Raw genomic sequence first — 19,014 nt, forward strand, 5'->3', positions numbered from 1 at the left:
AACAAAAAGACACCATGAAAGCGATCAAGTCGATCCGCGGGATGCATGACATCCTGCCCGAGTCCATTCATGTCTGGCAGCATCTCGAAGCCACCCTGCGCGAGGTTGTGGAGGCCTACGGCTACCACGAGGTCCGCATGCCGATCGTGGAGTCGACCGAGCTGTTCAAGCGCTCCATCGGCGACGTCACGGATATCGTCGAGAAGGAGATGTACACCTTCGACGACCGCAATGGCGACAGCCTGAGCCTGCGCCCGGAAGGCACCGCGAGTTGCGTGCGCGCGGGGATCCAGCACGGGCTGCTGCACAACCAGGTGCAGCGACTATGGTACCTGGGGCCGATGTTCCGCCATGAGCGCCCGCAGAAGGGGCGCTATCGCCAGTTCCACCAGGTTGGGGTCGAGGTGTTCGGCCTGCCGGGGCCGGATGTCGACGCCGAGATGCTCGCGATGACCGCACGGCTGTGGCGCATGCTCGGGCTCTCGAACGTGCGCCTGGAGCTGAACACGCTGGGAACCCCGGAAAGCCGGCAGCGTTATCGCGACCACCTGATCGCCTATTTCGAGCAGCATCGTGACGCCCTAGACGAGGAGGCGCAGCGCCGGCTCTATGACAACCCGATGCGCATCCTCGACAGCAAGCATCCCGATACCCGCGAGGTGGTCGCGCAGGCCCCCAGCCTGATGGATGATCTGGACGCTGAGTCGCGCGCCCATTTCGACGGCTTGTGCGCGCATCTGGATGCGCTGGGCATCACGTACGAGCACAACCCGCGGCTAGTGCGTGGGCTCGATTACTATACGCATACAGTATTCGAGTGGATCACCGAGGATCTCGGTGCCCAGGGTACGGTCTGCGCCGGCGGGCGCTACGACGGCCTGGTCGAACAGCTCGGTGGCCGTGGCACCCCGGCGATCGGGATGGCAATGGGCCTGGAGCGGCTAGTCGCGCTGCTGGAGGCGCGCGAAGACGCCCCGGCAGCGCCGGGTCCGGATGCCTACCTGATCGTCGGCGGCGACGAACTGGTCGGCCCGGCACTGCAACTGGCGGACCAGCTGCGTGGCGAATTGCCGGGGCTGCGCCTGGTCCAGCACTGTGGTGGCGGCAGCTTCAAGTCGCAGATGAAACGTGCCGATCGTCTGGGGGCGCACTATGCCCTGGTGCTCGGTAGTGACGAGCATGCCGCGGGCACCGTCACGGTGAAGCCGTTAAGATCGCAGGGCGGCGAGCAGGTGGCCGTCGACCGTGCAGCCCTCACCGACCATCTGCGCACGGCTCTGCAAGAGCGCTCGTAGTCAACGCAAGGATAGAGAACACGATGAGTTATCTCACCGACGAAGAAAAAGCCGAACGCATCAAGCAGTGGTGGGCGAACAACGGCATGGCGATTGTGGCCGGCCTGGTTCTCGGGGTCGGCGGCCTGTTCGGCTGGAACTGGTGGAGCGATCGCGAGGAATCGCGCGCCCAGGTGTCCTCCGAGATGTATCAGGCCCTGCAGGTCGCCGGTCAGACCGGCCAGACCGATCGCGCGCTGGAACTGGCCGATGCGGTGATCGAACAGGGACGGGGTACGCCCTACCGCGCGCTTGCCTGGGTCTACCGGGCCGATGTGGCGATCGCGCAGGACGACACCGATACCGCGATCGACGCGCTGCAGGCTGCGCGCGACGCGGCCCCCGATCGCGGGTATCGCGAGGTGCTAACGCTGCGTCTTGCGCGCCAGATGATCCTGGCCGAGCGCCTGGATGATGCCGAGGCGACCCTGGCCGACGTTCGCAGCGATGCCTTCACGGGGCTGAAGTGCGAGCTCGAAGGGGATCTGGCCCGCGCCCGTGGCGATCGCGAGCGGGCCCGCGAGCATTACGAGGCTGCACTGGACGCGGGGCACAGCCCCGAGTACCTGCGTCTGAAATATGAAGAACTTTCCGTCTAGAGGACCCGTCGCCTGATGTCTGTGCCTTCCCTTGCGAGTCCGGTCGTGCGCCTGCTGATTGCCAGCGCGCTGATCCTGTCCCTGAGCGCCTGCGGTCTGTGGTCGCGCGATACCACCGAGCCGCCGGCGGACCTGCCGGAGTTCGAGGCCGAAGGTCAGCCGGAACGGCTGTGGTCGCGCTCGGTGGGCAGCGGTGGCGAGCGCTTCCTGTGGCAGATCTATCCCGGAATCACCGACGACCTGGTCGTGATGAGCGACGCCGCCGGGCGGGTTTCCGGTCTGAATCCCGACAGTGGAAGCCAGCGCTGGCAGGTGCGCCTGGATGATGCCCGGGTCTCCGCGGGGGTCGGCGTCGGTGGCGGCCTCGCCGTGGTCGGCACGCTGGACGGCTACGCCATCGGCGTGGATCTGGATGGCGATGGCGAACGCTGGCGTGCTGCGCTCTCCAGCGAGGTGCTGGCAGTCTCGGATGTGTCTGGCGGCCTGGTCATCGTGCGTACCAACGACGGCCGCATCCATGCCCTGGACGCCGACTCCGGCGCCACCCAGTGGACCGCGCTGCGCACCACACCCTCGCTGAGCCTGCGCGGGGCCCAGCGCCCGCAGATCACCTCCGGCCGTGTGCTGGCCGGGTTCGACAACGGCCGCCTGCTGATGCTGGGGCTGAACCGCGGCAACGTGCTGTGGGAGACCACCCTGGGGGTTCCCACCGGGCGCACGGAGGTCGAGCGCATGGTGGACCTGGACGGGCATATCCCGATGTATCGCGGCGCTGCCATTGCGGCCACCTACCAGGGAAGGCTCGCGGCGCTGGATCTCAACTCCGGCGAGATCTTCTGGGTCCGTGATTTTTCTTCCTATCAAGGCGGAGATGTGGATACGCGTTCCGATGTCCTGGTCGTGACCGATGCCGAGAGCCACCTGTGGGGCCTGGAGCCCCGCAGTGGTGGTGACCTGTGGCAGATGGATGGCCTGCGCCTGCGCGGTGTGACTGCGCCGGTGGTGGTCGGCCAGCACGCCATCGTCGGTGATTACGAGGGCTACCTGCACTGGGTCGACGTCGAGGACGGGCGCATTGTCGCCCGGCTGCGCGCCGGTTCCGGTTCCGTGGTTACGCGTCCCACCCTGGTGAACGGCACGCTGTATGTCGTCACCGACAACGGGCAGCTGACGGCCGTGAATCCCTCAATCCGGGGTGACGAGTGAGCCACAAGGTTTCAGGGCGCCGGGTTCTCCGCGCAGGGCGCAGCCGCAGATGATTCCGGTTATCGCCCTGATCGGTCGGCCGAATGTCGGCAAGTCCACATTGTTCAATCAGCTCACGCGCTCGCGCGATGCCCTGGTGGCGGACGTCGCCGGACTGACGCGTGATCGCCAGTACGGCATTGGCAAGGTCGGCGACTTTCCCTATCTGGTCGTGGACACCGGCGGGCTCTCGGGCGAGGGCGCGGAGATGGACCGCGCGATGGCCGAACAGACCCAGCGCGCGGTGGCCGAAGCGGATCATGTGCTGTTCCTGGTGGATGCTCGTGACGGCCTGACGCCGCAGGACCAGGCGATTGCCGATCAGCTGCGCGGCGCCGGGGTAAAGGCGCGGGTCGTGGTGAACAAGACCGATGGCCTGGATGCCGATTCCGTCAGTGCCGAGTTCTACGCCCTCGGGCTGGGGCAGGTGACCTCCATTGCCGCAGCACACGGGCGCGGCGTACAGGGCCTGATGCAGGCGGTGCGCAAGGACGTGGCGGCCGCGCGCCGGGCGGCCAGTGAAGATGCCGGAGACGACGAGGCCGCCAGTGACGGCCTCGACGAAGCCTCGCAGCAGGCGGCGCTGGATGACTGGCCGGGCATTCGCGTCGCGATCGTCGGACGCCCCAACGTCGGCAAGTCGACCCTGGTGAATCGTATCCTGGGCGACGAGCGCGTGGTGGCCACGGAAGTGGCCGGTACGACCCGCGACAGCATCTTTGTCCCGTTCGAGCGCGACGGTCAGGAGTACACCCTGATCGATACCGCCGGGGTACGCCGCCGTGGCCGGGTCCACGAGGTGATCGAGAAATTCAGCGTCATCAAAACGCTGCAGGCGATCGAGTCCGCCCACGTGGTGGTCCTGGTGGTGGACGCCCATGCCGGCCTGTCGGATCAGGATTCCCACCTGCTGGGGATGGTCATCGAGGCCGGGCGCTCGCTGGTGCTGGCCGTGAACAAGTGGGACGGGCTGGACGACCACGCGCGCGAGCGCATCCGCGACGAGCTGGATCGGCGCCTGGGGTTTGTCGATTTTGCCCGCATGCGCCTGATCTCGGCCTTGCACGGCACCAATGTCGGGCATCTTCTGGACGACGTGTGCGAGGCCCACGCCAGTGCCTTCCGCAAAATGTCCACGCCGGAGCTCACGCGTCTGCTGGAGGCCGCGGTGGCGGAGCATGCGCCGCCGATGATCAGCGGCCGGCGCATCAAACTGCGCTACGCGCACCAGGGGGGCCAGAACCCGCCGGTGATCGTGATCCACGGCAATCAGACCGACGCGCTTGCCGGGAGCTACAAGCGTTACCTGGAAAACTTCTTCCGCAAGCAGCTCAAGCTGGTCGGGACACCGTTGCGGCTCGAATTCCGCTCCGGGCGCAACCCCTACGCGGGCCGGCGCAACAAGCTCACGCCGAGACAGCAGTACAAGCGCAAGCGTCTGATGCGGCACGTGCGCCGCTGATCGCGACGGTGGTCCCGGGGCATCCCGCCAATCCGATGCGTGACCCGGCGCTGTCCGGCTTCGCCGAGGTGGTGGAGCCGTTTCGGGTGATGGACATCCTGGCACGAGCCCAGGCGGCCGAGCGCACCGGGCGCGACATCATCCACCTGGAGGTAGGGGAGCCGGACTTCCCGACGCCGCCCCTGGTAATCGCGGCCGGTCGCGCCGCGCTGGCGGAGGGGGATACCCGCTACACCCCCGCGCACGGGACCCAGGCCCTGCGCGAGGCGCTGTCCGCCGACTACTGGCGACGCCATGGGGCCGAGGTCGACCCGGAACGCATCGTGATCACCGCGGGCGCCTCCGCAGCCATCCTGCTGGCGCTGGCGGCGGGGGTGAATCCGGGCGAGGAAGTCCTGCTGCCGGACCCCGGCTATGCCTGCAACCGCCAGTTCGTCGCCGCGCGTGGGGCGACCCCCGTGGGTTTGCCCGTCCAGGCAGAACATGCCTTCCAGCCGACCGCCGAGTCGATTGCCGCCGCGTGGGGCGCCAACACCCGTGCGGTGCTGTTGGGGTCGCCGGCGAACCCGACCGGGACCTGCCTGTCGCGTGATCGGCTGGCTGCGATCGTCGAGGTCGTGCGCGAGCGCGGAGGCCTGGTGATCATGGACGAGATTTACGCCCAGATCGTCTTCGATACCCCGGAGCCCAGTGCCGCGGCCGGCTTCCCGGATGTGGTGGTGATCAACTCGTTCTCCAAGTACTTCGCCATGACCGGATGGCGCCTGGGCTGGATGGTGGTGCCGGAGACCTGGGTGGACCCGGTGCGGCGCCTGGCACAGAACCTGTTTGTGGCCCCGGCCAGCATGGCCCAGACCGCGGCGCTGGCGGCCTTCGCGCCCGAGACCGAGGCGTTGCTGCAATCTCGGGTGCGGGAGCTGAAACGCCGTCGGGACGTGCTGCTGGAGGCGCTGCCGGGGCTCGGGCTGGAGGTCCAGGCGCGGCCGGAGGGCGCGTTCTACATCTATGCCGACTGTACCGCCCACGGCCCGGACTCCGAGGCCCTTTGCGCGCGCGTCCTGGACACGGCCGGTGTCGCCCTGACGCCGGGGACGGATTTCAGCCCCAGCCGGGGTCGGGACTACCTGCGTATCGCCTATACCCAGTCCGAGGCCCGCCTGCGCGAGGCCGTCGAGCGCCTGCGGGGCTTGCTGTGATCCCCCTGGCCGGGTCGGGCTATATCCAACCGGCCAGATTCAACAGGAGTGCACCCAGTCCGATCGGCGCGACATAGCGGAGCACGAAACGCCAGATAGTGAACGCGAAGGGGGCCAGGGCGAGTTCGGCGCGGGCCACGCGGGTATGCACAACCCAGCCGGCAAATACCGCGATCAGCAGGCCCCCCAACGGGAGCAGCAGGTTGATGGCCACGTGTTCGATGGCGTGGTAGAGGGTCGGGATCTCGCGGCCCAGCAGGGTGATGTCCAGGCGTGTCCAGGCCGCGCCGCTGAACGAGAACACACTGGCCAGGCTCAGCAGCCAGACCGCGCCGCCACACACCAGGACCGCGAGCACGCGTGACGCATGCAGGCGCTCGTGGAACAGGTGCACGAAGGCCTGAACGTTGGTGATCATGGTGCTGAATGCGGCCAGGCTCAGGGTGGCGAAGAACAGGGTCGTCAGCAGGACGCTGACGGGCACAGCCGCCAGTGCCAGCGGAAGGGTCTGAAACATCAGCCCGGGGCCTTCGGCCGGGTCGAGCCCGAAACCGAACACGATGGGGAAGATCGCCAGCCCCGCGATCAGGGCGACCGCGGTATCCGCCAGTGCCACGCCAATGGCGGTGCGGCCGATGGACGTGTGCTGCGGCAGGTAGGCGCCGAACATCATCAGCACCCCGGAGGCCAGCGTCATGGTGAAGAACGCATGGCCCACCGCGATCAATACACCGTGCGAGGTCAGCGCGGAGAAATCCGGCCGCAGCAGGAAATCCAGCGCCTGGCGGACATCCCCAATCCACCAGGCGCTGGCCATGGCGGTCAGCAGCAAGACCAGCAGCACCGGCATCAGCACATGCAGCCAGCGTTCCAGCCCCTGGCGCAGGCCCAGGGCGACGATGCCGAAGGCCAGGGTGACGGCGAGGGTGCTCCAGGCGAGCATCTCGGCGGGGGAGGCCGTCATGGCGGCGAACACTCCCGCCACCTGGTCGCCGTCGGCGCCGACAAAGGCGCCGGTGGCGGCCTTGTGGACGTAGGAGAAGGCCCAGCCGGTGATCACCACGTAGAAGCTCATGATCAGGAAGGCGGAGAACAGACCCAGCCAGCCGACCAGTTGCCACAGGTCGTGGGCGCCGCTCTCGCGAGCCACTTCGCGGGCCGCGTATCCAGGCGAGCGGCGGCCCCGGCGACCGATCATGACCTCCGCCATCATGATCGGAATGCCGATCAGGACGATGCAGCCGAGGTAGACCGCGAGAAAGGCGCCACCCCCGTTCTGCCCGAGGATGTAGGGAAACTTCCACACGTTCCCCAGCCCCACCGCCGACGCCGTGGCTGCGAGGAAGAAGGCATAGCCGTGGCTCCAGCGCTGCGCAGTGGCAGTGATGGTCATCTATCAGGTGATGACGTCGGGTTTCTCGCGGCGGGTCAGGCCGGGGATGTCGCCCAGGCGCGATGCGGCGTCAATAAGCGGTCCCAGCAGTTCCTGGGGGTCGGCATCGAGGTGTTCGGGATGGGTCTCGTGCTGTTCGATATACAGGCGCAGGGTGGCGCCCTGGGTGCCGGTGCCGGACAGGCGGAAGACGATGCGGGCACCGCTCTCGAACAGTACCCGCAGGCCCTGGTGCTCGGTCAGGCTGTTGTCCACCGGATCCCGATAGGCGAAGTCATCCGCCTGGGCGACGCGCATGCCGGCCAGGGACTGGCCCGGCAGTACCGAGAGCTGCTCGCGGATGCGCGCCATCACCTGTTCGGCCCGCTCGCTCTCCACCGCTTCGTAGTCGTGGCGCGTGTAGTAGTGGCGGCCGTACTGGCGCCAGTGATCACGCACGATCTCCTCGACCGACTGGCGGCGTACGGCTAGCAGGTTCAGCCAGAACAGCACGGCCCACAGGCCGTCTTTCTCGCGTACGTGATCGGAACTGGTGCCAAAGCTCTCTTCGCCGCACAGGCGGATGCGCCCGTCATCCAGCAGGTTGCCGAAGAATTTCCAGCCGGTGGGGGTCTCGAAGCAGGGGAGGGCCAGCTTCTCGGCGACCACGTCCACGGCCTGGCTGGTGGGCATGCTGCGGGCCACGCCCTTCAGGCCGTCGGCGAACGCCGGGATGTGATGGGCGTTGGCGGCCATGATGGCGAGGCTGTCCGACGGCGTGACGAAGAAGCGGCGCCCGAGGATCATGTTGCGGTCGCCGTCGCCGTCCGACGCGGCCCCGAAATCCGGGGCATCCCGACCGAACAGGGCCTCGCTCAGTTCACGCGTGTGGGACAGATTCGGGTCCGGGTGACGGCCGCCAAAGTCGGCCAGCGGTTCCGCACGCAGGATGGTGTCGGCCGGGGCGCCGAGGCGGTTGATCAGGATCTCTTCGGCGTACGGGCCGGTGACCGCGTGCATGGAATCGAAGCGCATGCGGAAATGGTCGGATCGCAGCAGTTCGCCGATGCGGTCAAAGTCGAACAGCGTGGCCATGTAGTCGGCGTAGGTGCCCACGGGGTCGACGACCTCGATGTCCATGTCGCCCATCTGTACTGCGTGTAGATGATCGATGTCGACATGCTCTGCGCCGTTGGCGATGCGGTAATGGCTGATGCGGGTGCTCTGCTCGAAGATCGCGTCGGTCACCGAGTGCGGGGCCGGGCCACCGTTGGCGGTGTTGAGCTTGACGCCGAAATCCCCCTCCGGCCCGCCCGGGTTGTGGGAGGCGGACAGGATCAGGGCGCCCGTGGCCCCACGAGACCGGATCAGGTATGAGGCGGCCGGCGTGGACAGCAGTCCGCCATACCCGATGGCGACCTTCTGTACGCCGTTGGCTGCGGCCATGCGCAGGATGACCTGGATCGCCTCGCGATTGTGGAAGCGCCCGTCGCCGCCGACCAGCAGTTCGCCGTTCTTCAGGTCCGGGCAGGCATCGAAGACGCTCTGGATGTAATTCTCCAGATAGTGCGGCTGGCGGAATTGCCGGACGCGCTTGCGCAGACCGGAGGTGCCGGGTTTCTGGTCGGGAAAGGGTTGGGTCGTGACGACACTTATGTCCATGGGTCGCTCATCCTTGTTGTCCAGGGAGACGCTGAGCAATGCGGACGCTCGCGCTCGAGTCGATTCTGTGTACTGACATGGCGTGGTGACTGGCGTGTATTCGCTCGGCACAAGGGAGCCGTTCTGCGGGCAACGGGCCCGTTTTCATCCAGCACGGGCGGCCGAGTCCCGTTTTTCGCTGGCTGGTGAGGATGGTGCCCCGTGTTCCGCAATCCTGTGTTGCGCCTTGATGAGGACAAGAACGGGCCGGTAGCACCACCACCGGACTGCGTGCCGGGCCGGGTCTCGGAGAACATGGACACCAACGCGTGCGAGTACAACATTGCTCGGCACCTCCCCTGTCGACGTTACCAAAAAGCCCTGGGGGTGTCCTGCTCTGGATGCGGACAATCGGTGTCCCGCGAAACGGTGCTGTTAGACTGCGCGACATGTTGCTGGAGCGTAAGACCCCGTCCCATTTGGAGCCCAGGCCCGAGAGCTTTGCGGCGCTGATGGAGATGTACGAGGAGAACTATCTCGCACTGCGGCGTTTGTGCCCCGAGCTCGAGCGGCAGCCGTTGCGGTCGGTCTCGCGGGTGGAGGGTGCGCTGGATCTGTATCTGGAGGTGCTGGAGCGCACCCGCTACACGACCACGCTGCACCTGACCTACCGGTTCGACCACCAGGGCGAGCGTCGGCAACAGCCGGACATGCGCGTACGCATGTTCCATGATGCGCGGCAGGCGGAGGTGCTGGAACTGCACTGCCGCACGATGGGCGACGGTCGCGCGCCGGAGATGCTGACCGGTCACCCGGGCCTAGTCTGCCGCTGGAGGCATAACCGGTTCCTGTACAAGTGGCTGCGCTACTGCCTGCGCCAGGGACACCGCTTCCTGGCCGATGCGGCGCCTGAGGTGGTCGCGGCCGATTCGTAGGGACACGCAATGGAGTCGCAGCGTCTCCCTGGTTGCCGGAGAGGCTACTGGCAAGTAGTGGGTGCGGCGAAGAGGGCCTCGTTCTCCAGCAGGGTATGCAGTGGCGCCGGCTGGCCGAACAGGAAGCCCTGAATCATCGGGCACTCCAGGTCGCGCAGATAGTCGCGGTGGGCCTCGGTCTCGACCCCCTCGGCCACGATGTTCATCTGCAACCCGCGGGCCATGGAGATGATCGCGTTGACGATGCAGGCCTCGTCCTCGCGGCAGATCGTATGGGTAAAGCTGCGGTCGATCTTGAGCGTGTGAATCGGCAGCTTCTGCAGGTAGCTTAGCGACGAATAGCCGGTGCCGAAGTCATCTACCGCGATCTGCACGCCGGCGGCCCCTAGACGGTTCAGCTTGTGCACCGTGTCCGGGGTGTCGCTCATCAGCAGGTTCTCGGTGATCTCGACCTCCAGCAGGTCGGGCGGGAAGCCCGTCTCGCCCAGAATGCCGAGGAAATCCTCCACGAAGTCGTCACGCTCGACCAGCACGGGCGACAGGTTCACCGCCAGTCGCAGTTCCGGGTAGCCGTCGCGGCTGTGGCGCTGCATTTCGCGGATGGCGGTGCGCAGGGTCAGACGGTCGAGGTCCACAATCAGGCGGGTCTCCTCGGCGACCGGGATGAACTCGGCCGGGCCCAGCAGCCCGAGCGTGGGGTGATCCCAGCGGATCAGGGCCTCGACGCCCACCATATGCCCGGTTTCCGTATCCACCTGCGGCTGGTAGAGGATATGAAACTCGTCGCGCTCGAGTGCGCGGCGCATGTCCTGTTCCAGTTGCAGTCGTCGGGGCGGATGGCCGCCCATGTCCGGGCTGTACACGCGCACACCCGTCTTGCCGCTGCTCTTCTCGCGATACATTGCGATATCCGCATTCTTGATCAGGGCCTCGAGGTTGTCGCCGGCATCCGGGTAGATCGCGATGCCGATGCTGGCCCCGACGAACAGCTCCTGGTCGCCGATCTTGAACGGGGCCTGCAGGCTTTCCAGGATCTTGTCGGCTACCTGGATGGCGGCCTCGTTGCTGGCCAGTCCCGGGATCAGCAGCGTGAATTCGTCGCCGCCGAAGCGTGACAGCGTGTCGCCCTTGCGGATGCAGGCTTGCAGCCGTTGGGCGACCTCCTGCAGCAGGCGGTCGCCCACGGTGTGACCGAGGGAATCGTTGATCACCTTGAAGCGGTTCAGATCGATGAACAGCACCGCCAGCTGGGTGCCCGAGCGCTGCGCATGCGAGATGGCTACATCCACCCGGTCGCGGAACAGGGCCCGGTTGGGCAGTCGGGTCAGGAGGTCGTGATAGGCCTGGAAGTTGATGAAGGCCTCGGATTCCTTGCGGTCGGTGATATCCCGTGCCGTGCCGTAGATCAGCGTTTCGCCGTTATCCGCGTCGTCGCTGTTGCTGGACGGCCATACCGCGACCTCGAAGAAGCGGCGGCTGCGCGAAGGCGTGCCGGGCTGCAGGGCCAGTTCCACCGAGCGGATGTGGGGGTGCTGGCTGGCGGCCTGTTCGAAGAAATATTCCGCCTTGTCGCGATCCTCGGGTTCGACGAGGTCGAACACCGAGCGGTCGATCAAGTCGCGGCGGGCATAGCCCAGTAACTCGTGTACACGTGAATTGACGAAACGGAAGCGATGGTCGGCGCCGAGAACGAAGACAATATCCGGGGAGTTATTGACGATCACCCGGTGCAGGCGCTCGGACTTCTCCAGGCGGGCCCGCATGGTCCGATTGGCGTCCTCCAGCGCCTTGTGGTGCAGGGCATTGCGGACGGTGGCCAGTAACTCGGCGGGTTCGTAGGGCTTTTTCAGATAGTCGTGGGCGCCCTCGCGCAGCGCCCCGGCGACATCCTCCACCGTGCTGTTGCCACTGACGACCACGGTGAGGGTCTCGAGCCCGGCGGCCTGCATGAAGCGCAGCACGTCCAGTCCGTTGAGTTCCGGCATGGTGAGGTCGAGCAGCAGCAGGTCGTAGTGCTTTTCGCGCAGGGCCTCGATGGCCGCGCCACCCCCCGCGGCCGTCCGCACGGGGTAGCCCTGAATGGTCAGGAGTCCGCGCAGGCTCTCGAGCAGGCCGGGATCGTCATCGGCAATGAGGATTCTGACGGACTGCGGGTCGATCGGCGCGTCGCGTTCGGGCATCGGGGTCTCGTGGTCAGTAGCGAATCATGGTCGCGTCGTCCCTGATGCGCTCGCCAACCACCGTGATGCGTGGGGCAGTGCGATTTCGAAGCGCGTCCCTGCGCTCCCGCTGGTGAATGAGAGTCCCGCACCGATCTCCTCGGTCAGGCGCTTGACGATGCTGAGCCCGAGCCCGGCATGGCCTGTGCCTTTGGTCGATGTCACAGGCGCGAATGCCGCGGCCTGGACCTCGGCAGGGAGCCCGGGCCCCTTGTCCTCTACCGACAGGGGCACAACCCTGCGGCCGTTCACGGTGGTTGGGGCACGGGTGGCGATGGTGATCTCCCCGCCGGATGCCTGGGCCTCGGCCGCGTTCTTCAGAAGATTGATGAGGATTTGCCGCAGGTGATCCGCGGGGGCCGACAGCGGCGGATCGGAGGGAGTCAGATCCAGGTGCAGGCGGACCCCCCGTGTCCGACAGAGTGAGCCGTCCACGATATCGGCGACCTGGCGGACCAGTGCATTCAGCGAGGCCGGTCCGGTCTCCTCGTTCCCGGCAGCCTGCGGATCGCGCAGGCGCAGCAGGATGCGCCCGACCCGGTCGATTTCCTCCTTGATGAGGCCCAGCTCGTGGCGCGCTTCGTGTTCTTCGCCGAGCTTGTGGTTCAACACGCCCAGGTAGTTCTGGATGATGCTGAGCGGGTTTCCGGCCTCGTGCACCGTGTCGCGGATGCGCTGCTCGGTGGCGCCGTCCGGGGCATCCGCCGGCTCGGGTGTGGCGACCAGCGCCCGGGCGATCTCGCGTGCGAGGGAGCCGATAAAGTCCGAGCGGGCCTCCAGGGCCTGCGCCTGACTGCGCGCAAGGCCCAGGATCAGCACCCCCGCGGGTTCCTGGCCGTCGGCGAGCAGCGGAAAGCTCCACAGGATTTCGGCTTCGCAGAGCCGGAACAGTTGCTGGTCGATCACGGGCAAGCCGGCGGCGTTCTCTTCCTCGTGGAGCTGAATCTCGCGATCCAGCAGCGTATCGGTCACCAGGCTGCGCCCGGGTAGCAGCGGCAGGGTGAAATCGGGGGTCTCGTCGTCCTCCACCCAGGCGGCGACGGACTGGTGATCCGGGTCGATCAGAAACAGCAGGCTGTGGTCTATGCCCAGCGTCAGGTACAGGGTGCGGCGCGCGGCGGTGCAACGCTCCTGCAGGTCGGTCGCCCTGGCCAGCTCGCCATTCATGCGTTCCAGCTCGGTCAGATCACGGACGCGGGCGGCCAGTGCGCGCTCCGCCGCGTGATCGATCTCCTCCGGCTTTTGATCCGCCGTGGTCCGGGTCGCGCCCAGATCGATTTCCAGTGATCCGGCAATTCGCCGCACATCCTCGGCCACGCGCCCGCGCAATTCGCGGGTCAATCCCTCGTTGAGGCCGAAAAGCGTATCCGCCGCGGCCAGGGCGGTCTCGTTGCACCCAGCCGCGGAATCCTGTGTGCCTGCGCCCGGCAGACAGCCCATTGCATGCGACAGGTTGACCAGCTTGACCAGGTGATGGGCGTCGCGCACGCGCTCGGCCGGTTCCAGGTGGTAGCGAACGGCATCGGCCAAGAACGGGCCCAGCCCCCAGGCCTCGAGGCATTCGCCGCCCAGTTCCCCGTAGTGTTGACTGTAGGTTGTGCGTTCGGTCTCGATCAGGTGGGGGTCGTCTTCGGCGGTCTGCAGGATGGGCCAGTAATGCCCCTCGTCACTGACCAGCCGGACCAGGCGCCCGATGTCGATCAGCAGCCCGGCGAGATAGGCCTCCTCGGGCCGCGGATAGCGGGTGAGGGTGGCGAGGACCTGTGCCAGGTTGGCGGTGGTCAGCGCCCGTTGCCAGATGGTGCGCAGGTAGCCGCGATGGCGTGGGCCGAACTCGCCGAACAACTGCTGGATCGACGCGGTCAGGGCCAGGCTGCGCACGGTATCCAGGCCCAGGCTGAACAGGGCGCGGTCGATGGTGCGGCAGGTGGAGCCGCGATAGTAGAAGGGCGAGTTGGCCGCCTGCAGCAGGCGGCTGGACATGCCCGCGTCCTGCATGATCGCCCGGGCCAGGGACTGGAAATCGGCCTCGTTGGCCTGGGTGGCGTCGAGCACCGGGATGAGCGCCTGGGGCAGGCTCGGTAGACCGTCCGTTGCCGTATTGACGCTCGTCATGCTGCTCCCCGGTCGCGTGCAGTCGGCCTGCCGCGCCTTTTGCCCTGTGTGCGTGTCCGGAACCGAAAGTCTGATGCAGTCTGCCGGATCACCACTGGTTCCTGACTATACTGAGTGGTATTGCCCCGCGCCACCGAATGGGGTAGACCGACCGTGAGTTCGCCGTCATTCTTTCCCCATGCCGATGAGTGCCATGCAGGAAGCCGCGATGTCCGGTCACAGCGCCTTGACGGATACCCGTTCCGGGGTCGCCACGCGCCCGCGGGTCCTTGTCGTGGCCAGCGGCAAGGGCGGGGTGGGCAAGTCCAGCATCGCGGTGAACCTGGGGATCACGCTGGCGCGGCGCGGGCGGCGGGTCGGCATCCTGGATGGGGATACCGGCCTCGCCAATGTGAACATACTGCTGGGGTTGCGCCCGGAACAGGGCCTGGCGGAGGTCCTGGCGGGCGAATGTGGAATCCGCGATATCCTGCTGGAAGGGCCGCACGGCCTGAAGATCATCCCCGGTGCCAGTGGTATTCGCGAATATGCGGAGCTCTCCGGGGCGCATCAGCAGCGGCTGGTGGAGGAACTGGCGAACATCGAGACGGATTTCGACGACCTGCTGCTGGATACCGCCGCGGGCATCGGTGATACCACGCTCGATTTCCTCGCGGCCGGGCACCAGGTCCTGCTGGCGCTGACGCCGGAACCGACCTCGCTGACCGATGCGTTCTCCCTGCTCAAGCTGGCGTTGCGGCGTCAGGCGCTGGACGTCCGCGTGATCGTGAACATGGTGGCGGATGTCGCCGAGGCCCGCAGCGTCTTCCAGCGGTTTTCCAATGCCGTCGAGAAATACCTGCATACCCGGGTCGAATTTCTCGGCTTCGTCCAGCGCGACGAAAGCCTCCGCTCGGCCGTCACATTGCAGCACCCGGTCGCCCTGTTCGCCGAGAATGACCCCTCGGCGCGTCCGTTCCAGCGCCTGGCGAATGCCCTGGAAGACAGCCTTCCGCATGAAGACGCGCCAGCATTCAGCCTTTTCTGGTGGCGTCGTCTGCAGCTGGAGAGTCCGGCTGCGCATACGCCGTTGGAGGATGCCCGTCCACAAGCCCCGGCGCTCGCTACGGAGCCGCCCCCGGTCGACCATGCCTCGGACGGCTCGGACGGCTTGGGCAGCGAAGAGGGTGTGCTCGGGCGCTTGCGCGCGGCGTTCGACGCGGCCCTGGAGGCCTCCGAGCCCGAGGCCCTGGCGGTTGAATTGGACGCCATGCACGAACAGTACCGGGCGCGAACGGGCCGCGCTGCGATCGATCTGATGGCACTGGTGGACGCGCTACAGGCGGACCCGGAGGGCCATGCCGGGTTGCTGGGCCGTTTGCGTGCGCGGCTTGCGCCCGCGATGGACGACCCCAGGGACGTAGCGGCTCCGGCGACCGTGCAAGCCGAGGACGGTCGACGCCCCGGGGCTGACCGTCCTCCGCCCGATTTCGGCTGGAAGGGTCGGGACGAGTCGGCCGCCAGGCCCGCTCGGGCGGGCTCCGCATCTCGTGTGCAGGCAACCGCCTACGACGCAGCCCGTTTTGGCCCCCAGGAGGCGCTACTCGAGCGACTGCGTCAGGGGGACGATGACGCGCCGACCCTCGCGGAGTTCCTGCGCCGGATGTGAGCGCCCGGTGCCTGGGTGAGGCCTACTTGGGTCCGAGCAGCAACCAGGCGATCAGGCCTACCAGGGGAAGAAACAGCAGGATCAGGATCCACAGTACTTTCACTATGGGGGTCGCGGGGCTTTGTGCGGTCCGCACGATCGCCCAGATCACGATCAGCAGCCAGATCAGGCCCAGAATGCCGGTGACTTCAATGCCCATGTAATGCTCCTTGCGAGGCTTGGCCTAGAAAGTCCAAGCGTGTCGGTTGACGTCTCCCAAGCTGATAGCACGTGTGCCGCCCCGGCGCCAATCCGAACGGTGGGGAAATGTGCCGGGCGCCGCAAACGACTACCCTGCACCGCGATCATCAGCGAGCTTTCGGGAAGGAGCACCATGAAGATCTGGGTCGACGCGGATGCCTGCCCCGCGGTCATCAAGGAGATTCTGTTTCGTGCGGCGAAGAGGACGGGGGTTCCGGTCACGCTGGTGGCCAATCAGCCGATGCGCACGCCGCCGTCGAAGCTGATCGACTCGATCCAGGTCGGCGCCGGGTTCGACGTGGCCGACAACGAGATTGTCCGGCGCCTTGGCGCCGGGGACCTGGTCATCACCGCGGACATCCCGCTCGCCGCGGATGTGATCGAGAACGGCGGGCAGGCGCTGAATCCCCGGGGCGAGCTCTATACTCCCGACAACATCCGCGAGCGCCTCAGCATGCGCGACTTCATGGACACGCTGCGCTCCAGTGGGGTCGAGACCGGCGGCCCGGCGGCGCTGGGCCCGCGCGACCGCCAGGCCTTCGGCAATGCCCTGGATCGCTGGCTTGCTCAGAACGTGAAATAGCGTCCTCGGTCTCCCTGAGGACAACCTATTGAGAGATCACACCTAGATGCGTAGCTGGCGGATCAGTTTCAGGGTTTCGTTGGCGAGCTGTACCCAGTCATCATCCTGCGCGGTACTCCGGAATTCCTGCGCAACGGTGATTGGATGGTCCCGGCCGGGGCTGACAGTCCCTTGTCGATATTCCTTCGGCGAGGATGGGGCGTTGTTCCAGGTCCGAGGGGCCTGGCGATGGTGGCGTGAAGCGTTCACTGGTGGGTCCGTCCTTGATCGCGGGTGGGTGTGCGATTTACCTGCCCAGGGTAACGGCGGCGATGCCATCAGCTTGAGCGCGCACCTCCGAACGAAAGCGCTCGTGAAGTTCGACGGGGCCGACGTCGCGCGAATGCATCCGGGTTTCCTTAGGCCCGTCATTCAGGGGTGAATGGGCGTGACATGGCGCAGTTTCGGTAGGCTGGAGCCGGAGAAGCGTCGGCAGTCGGCGCGAGTGCAACCGGGAGAGAAGATCGTGCTGAAAGGGATCAATGCCGTGTGGCTGGGGCTGGCCATGACCGCCGTGCTGGTGGCTTGCGAGGGCGAGCGCGTATCGCCGGTGACCCTGGAACAGCTGGCTGCATCCGCGCCGGCCTTCAATGGCGAACTGGTGGAAACCGAGGGTGTCGTGAATCGTTTTGATGATCCGGAGCACTACTGGCTGGAAGACGACGCCATCAACCGCGTGGCGGTCAAGCCCGGTTCGGCGGTGCGCGATCACCTGGGCGAGAACTTGCGGGTGGTGGGGCGCTTCTCCTACCACCCGGAAGAGGGCCGGCGGATCGAGATCGATGCGGCCGCGACCGCAGCCCTGCGGGCGTCTCCCTGAACTGCCAGCGCAGAGGGGCGATATCGGGAATTTTCAGAAGCAAAGGAGTCGTGATGACGGAATGGATTGACGTAGCCCCGGTGGGGACCATCCAGGATGGCGATCATCGCCTGGTGGAGACAGCGGATACCGAGGTGGCGATCTTTAACCTGGGTGGTGAATATTTTGCCGTGGAGAACCTCTGTACTCACGAGGATGTGCCCATCGCGGATGGTGAGATCGGCGCCGATGACTGCATCACGTGTCCGATGCACGAAGCCCAGTTCTGCCTGCGAACCGGCGAGGTGATGGCCGCGCCTGCCGAGGAACCCCTGACCCGGTTCCCCGTGCGTGTCGAGGGCGAAATGGTTCAGGTGGGAACGCAGCCGCTGGACGCTTAAGGAGACGCGGATCGCGCGTTCGCGGTGGGGCCCCCTGTTTTCCGAGACAAGGCGCAATGCGCAGCGCCGTAGTCACTCTCCGGCCAAGCGGCGCAACGCAGGATCGGGGAGCAGGGGGCGCCAACCCCTTGAGGGACCGGCCGCCCGTGCTGGGTGGCAATGGGCCCGCTGACCGCGTTGCGGCTCCCTTATGTAGCACGGCTACACTTCGCTCACCGCGCCTTGTCATCGAGAAAAATGGACTCGAGCGCGAACGCTCGAATTGATCCGCATCTCCTTAACGAGCTCCCTGTCCGACGCGGAAACTGTGACGGATGCCCCACTTTGGCCGCGCCTGTACACTATAGGCGGGCTCACGTGGAACTCACGCGAGCCACCACGCGGCAATACGAGGACACCTCACCATGGCAGGCAGGGAGCATACAGACAGAGAAGCACGGGCCGCGGTCTGGTCGGGTCTGTCCGGTTTGTCGGATGCCCAGCGCCAGCAACTGGTGCGCGGGATCGTCCCGCGGGTGACCGATCACCTTGAGCGCTGTCTGGAATCCGTCGCGCAGGAGTGGTCCGCTGGCGGTAATGAGGCTGCCGACGCGGAATGGGCGAATCAGCTTCAAGGCTATCAGTATGTGCTGCGTCGCCAGTTCGAGGAGGCCCTGGAGCGTGACTTTGTCTCCACAACCTACCCACCCGAGTACGAATTCTCCGGTTCCAGCTACGCCGATGACAACTCCGGCCTGCAAATCCTGGACGATTACCAGTCCACCCGACGCTCCCTGCGTCACAAGCTCGAAGGGCTAGTCCGCGAGCAGAACCGCTACTCCTGGTTCGTATTCCTCCAGGCCGCGCGCGAGGATCACCGCTTCGAGCACCCCGGCTGGGCGCCGTGGTCGCCGCTGAACTGGTACGAGCGTCTGATCGAGTCGGCCGAGGAACAGTTCGGCCGGACGGATATGACGCTGGGCCTGATGCGAGCCTACGTGCGTTGTCTGGGCCAGACGGCCGCACCGACCCTGGCCTTCGTGGTCGAGACAGTCGAGGCCTGCGGGCTGGTCAGAGAGCCGGTGTCCGAGGCCCCGGAGGGCGACTTGCCCGGAACGTCGCGGCGTGCGAGCTGGGCCCAGGCCACCCGGGAAGGGGGCCCCGCCACGGCGTCGGAACCGGCCGCGGCGGAGGGCGGCGCACCTGG

At 66.6% G+C, this 19,014-nt stretch carries 15 protein-coding genes and 1 pseudogene; 11 read left to right on the top strand and 5 right to left on the bottom strand.

Annotated features, from left to right (window positions below; genetic code table 11):
- Positions 1-14 precede the first annotated feature (14 nt).
- Genes hisS through B0684_RS06135 form a run of 5 tightly spaced genes read left to right on the top strand, consistent with a single transcriptional unit; the run spans position 15 to position 5,836 of the window.
- Positions 15-1,295, top strand: a complete 1,281-nt coding sequence (gene hisS / locus B0684_RS06115; protein ID WP_018650321.1) for a histidine--tRNA ligase — start codon at positions 15-17, stop codon at positions 1,293-1,295.
- A 23-nt stretch (positions 1,296-1,318) separates the two neighbouring features.
- A complete protein-coding gene (locus tag B0684_RS06120; RefSeq protein WP_018650320.1) occupies positions 1,319-1,933 on the top strand; it encodes a YfgM family protein in 615 nt (204 codons plus the stop codon).
- Between the two features lie 45 nt (positions 1,934-1,978).
- The gene (bamB, locus tag B0684_RS06125; protein WP_018169511.1) at positions 1,979-3,139 is read left to right on the top strand and encodes an outer membrane protein assembly factor BamB; all 1,161 of its coding nucleotides are present in this window, start codon (positions 1,979-1,981) and stop codon (positions 3,137-3,139) included.
- Between the two features lie 49 nt (positions 3,140-3,188).
- Complete coding sequence (der, locus tag B0684_RS06130; RefSeq protein ID WP_018176999.1) at positions 3,189-4,640, top strand: ribosome biogenesis GTPase Der; 1,452 nt, start codon at positions 3,189-3,191, stop codon at positions 4,638-4,640.
- A gap of 35 nt (positions 4,641-4,675) precedes the next feature.
- Positions 4,676-5,836, top strand: coding sequence for an aminotransferase class I/II-fold pyridoxal phosphate-dependent enzyme (locus B0684_RS06135; protein ID WP_018650319.1), 1,161 nt, complete (start codon positions 4,676-4,678; stop codon positions 5,834-5,836).
- A 19-nt stretch (positions 5,837-5,855) separates the two neighbouring features.
- Here B0684_RS06135 and B0684_RS06140 read toward each other — a convergent pair whose 3' ends face one another.
- Together B0684_RS06140 and B0684_RS06145 are read right to left on the bottom strand one after the other, a co-directional pair.
- Positions 5,856-7,229 carry a sodium-dependent transporter gene (locus tag B0684_RS06140; protein ID WP_018650318.1) on the bottom strand — a complete coding sequence of 458 codons (1,374 nt, stop codon included), beginning with the start codon at positions 7,227-7,229 and terminating at the stop codon, positions 5,856-5,858.
- 3 nt (positions 7,230-7,232) lie between these two features.
- On the bottom strand, positions 7,233-8,870 hold the full coding sequence (locus tag B0684_RS06145; RefSeq protein ID WP_018169515.1) for an alpha-D-glucose phosphate-specific phosphoglucomutase: 1,638 nt from the start codon (positions 8,868-8,870) through the stop codon (positions 7,233-7,235).
- Between the two features lie 428 nt (positions 8,871-9,298).
- Between B0684_RS06145 and B0684_RS06150 the strand changes: the two genes are divergently transcribed.
- Positions 9,299-9,784 (top strand): DUF1249 domain-containing protein, encoded by a 486-nt coding sequence (locus B0684_RS06150; protein ID WP_018145970.1) that lies wholly within the window; start codon positions 9,299-9,301, stop codon positions 9,782-9,784.
- Between the two features lie 44 nt (positions 9,785-9,828).
- Here the strand turns inward: B0684_RS06150 and B0684_RS06155 are convergent, their stop codons facing one another.
- Positions 9,829-11,964, bottom strand: a complete 2,136-nt coding sequence (locus tag B0684_RS06155) for an EAL domain-containing response regulator (protein ID WP_018169516.1) — start codon at positions 11,962-11,964, stop codon at positions 9,829-9,831.
- A 24-nt stretch (positions 11,965-11,988) separates the two neighbouring features.
- A complete protein-coding gene (locus B0684_RS06160) occupies positions 11,989-14,118 on the bottom strand; it encodes an HDOD domain-containing protein (RefSeq protein ID WP_018650317.1) in 2,130 nt (709 codons plus the stop codon).
- A 208-nt stretch (positions 14,119-14,326) separates the two neighbouring features.
- Between B0684_RS06160 and B0684_RS06165 the strand changes: the two genes are divergently transcribed.
- A complete protein-coding gene (locus B0684_RS06165; protein WP_018650316.1) occupies positions 14,327-15,766 on the top strand; it encodes a MinD/ParA family protein in 1,440 nt (479 codons plus the stop codon).
- 22 nt (positions 15,767-15,788) lie between these two features.
- Here B0684_RS06165 and B0684_RS06170 read toward each other — a convergent pair whose 3' ends face one another.
- On the bottom strand, positions 15,789-15,965 hold the full coding sequence (locus tag B0684_RS06170) for a PLDc N-terminal domain-containing protein (RefSeq protein WP_018145966.1): 177 nt from the start codon (positions 15,963-15,965) through the stop codon (positions 15,789-15,791).
- 174 nt (positions 15,966-16,139) lie between these two features.
- Here B0684_RS06170 and B0684_RS06175 point away from each other — a divergent pair, with 174 nt between their 5' ends.
- From B0684_RS06175 to B0684_RS06195, 4 genes and pseudogenes are all read left to right on the top strand, one after another.
- Positions 16,140-16,589, top strand: coding sequence for a YaiI/YqxD family protein (locus B0684_RS06175; RefSeq protein WP_018145965.1), 450 nt, complete (start codon positions 16,140-16,142; stop codon positions 16,587-16,589).
- A gap of 484 nt (positions 16,590-17,073) precedes the next feature.
- Positions 17,074-17,448, top strand: a complete 375-nt coding sequence (locus B0684_RS06185) for a hypothetical protein (RefSeq protein WP_018650315.1) — start codon at positions 17,074-17,076, stop codon at positions 17,446-17,448.
- A gap of 53 nt (positions 17,449-17,501) precedes the next feature.
- Positions 17,502-17,828, top strand: a complete 327-nt coding sequence (locus B0684_RS06190) for a non-heme iron oxygenase ferredoxin subunit (RefSeq protein ID WP_018169521.1) — start codon at positions 17,502-17,504, stop codon at positions 17,826-17,828.
- Between the two features lie 467 nt (positions 17,829-18,295).
- A pseudogene (locus tag B0684_RS06195) lies at positions 18,296-19,014 on the top strand (DUF1631 domain-containing protein); the annotation flags it as partial.

The organism is Thioalkalivibrio versutus, assembly GCF_001999325.1.
GTDB classification, from domain to species: domain Bacteria; phylum Pseudomonadota; class Gammaproteobacteria; order Ectothiorhodospirales; family Ectothiorhodospiraceae; genus Thioalkalivibrio; species Thioalkalivibrio versutus.

What these genes read in the sequence shown, in the direction of transcription:
- hisS (WP_018650321.1), top strand. Translation starts at nt 15, where the DNA reads ATGAAAGCGATCAAGTCGATCCGCGGGATGCATGACATCCTGCCCGAG.
- B0684_RS06120 (WP_018650320.1), top strand. Translation starts at nt 1,319, where the DNA reads ATGAGTTATCTCACCGACGAAGAAAAAGCCGAACGCATCAAGCAGTGG.
- der (WP_018176999.1), top strand. Translation starts at nt 3,189, where the DNA reads ATGATTCCGGTTATCGCCCTGATCGGTCGGCCGAATGTCGGCAAGTCC.
- B0684_RS06135 (WP_018650319.1), top strand. Translation starts at nt 4,676, where the DNA reads ATGCGTGACCCGGCGCTGTCCGGCTTCGCCGAGGTGGTGGAGCCGTTT.
- B0684_RS06140 (WP_018650318.1), bottom strand. Translation starts at nt 7,229, where the DNA reads ATGACCATCACTGCCACTGCGCAGCGCTGGAGCCACGGCTATGCCTTC.
- B0684_RS06145 (WP_018169515.1), bottom strand. Translation starts at nt 8,870, where the DNA reads ATGGACATAAGTGTCGTCACGACCCAACCCTTTCCCGACCAGAAACCC.
- B0684_RS06150 (WP_018145970.1), top strand. Translation starts at nt 9,299, where the DNA reads ATGTTGCTGGAGCGTAAGACCCCGTCCCATTTGGAGCCCAGGCCCGAG.
- B0684_RS06155 (WP_018169516.1), bottom strand. Translation starts at nt 11,964, where the DNA reads ATGCCCGAACGCGACGCGCCGATCGACCCGCAGTCCGTCAGAATCCTC.
- B0684_RS06160 (WP_018650317.1), bottom strand. Translation starts at nt 14,118, where the DNA reads ATGACGAGCGTCAATACGGCAACGGACGGTCTACCGAGCCTGCCCCAG.
- B0684_RS06165 (WP_018650316.1), top strand. Translation starts at nt 14,327, where the DNA reads ATGTCCGGTCACAGCGCCTTGACGGATACCCGTTCCGGGGTCGCCACG.
- B0684_RS06170 (WP_018145966.1), bottom strand. Translation starts at nt 15,965, where the DNA reads ATGGGCATTGAAGTCACCGGCATTCTGGGCCTGATCTGGCTGCTGATC.
- B0684_RS06175 (WP_018145965.1), top strand. Translation starts at nt 16,140, where the DNA reads ATGAAGATCTGGGTCGACGCGGATGCCTGCCCCGCGGTCATCAAGGAG.
- B0684_RS06190 (WP_018169521.1), top strand. Translation starts at nt 17,502, where the DNA reads ATGACGGAATGGATTGACGTAGCCCCGGTGGGGACCATCCAGGATGGC.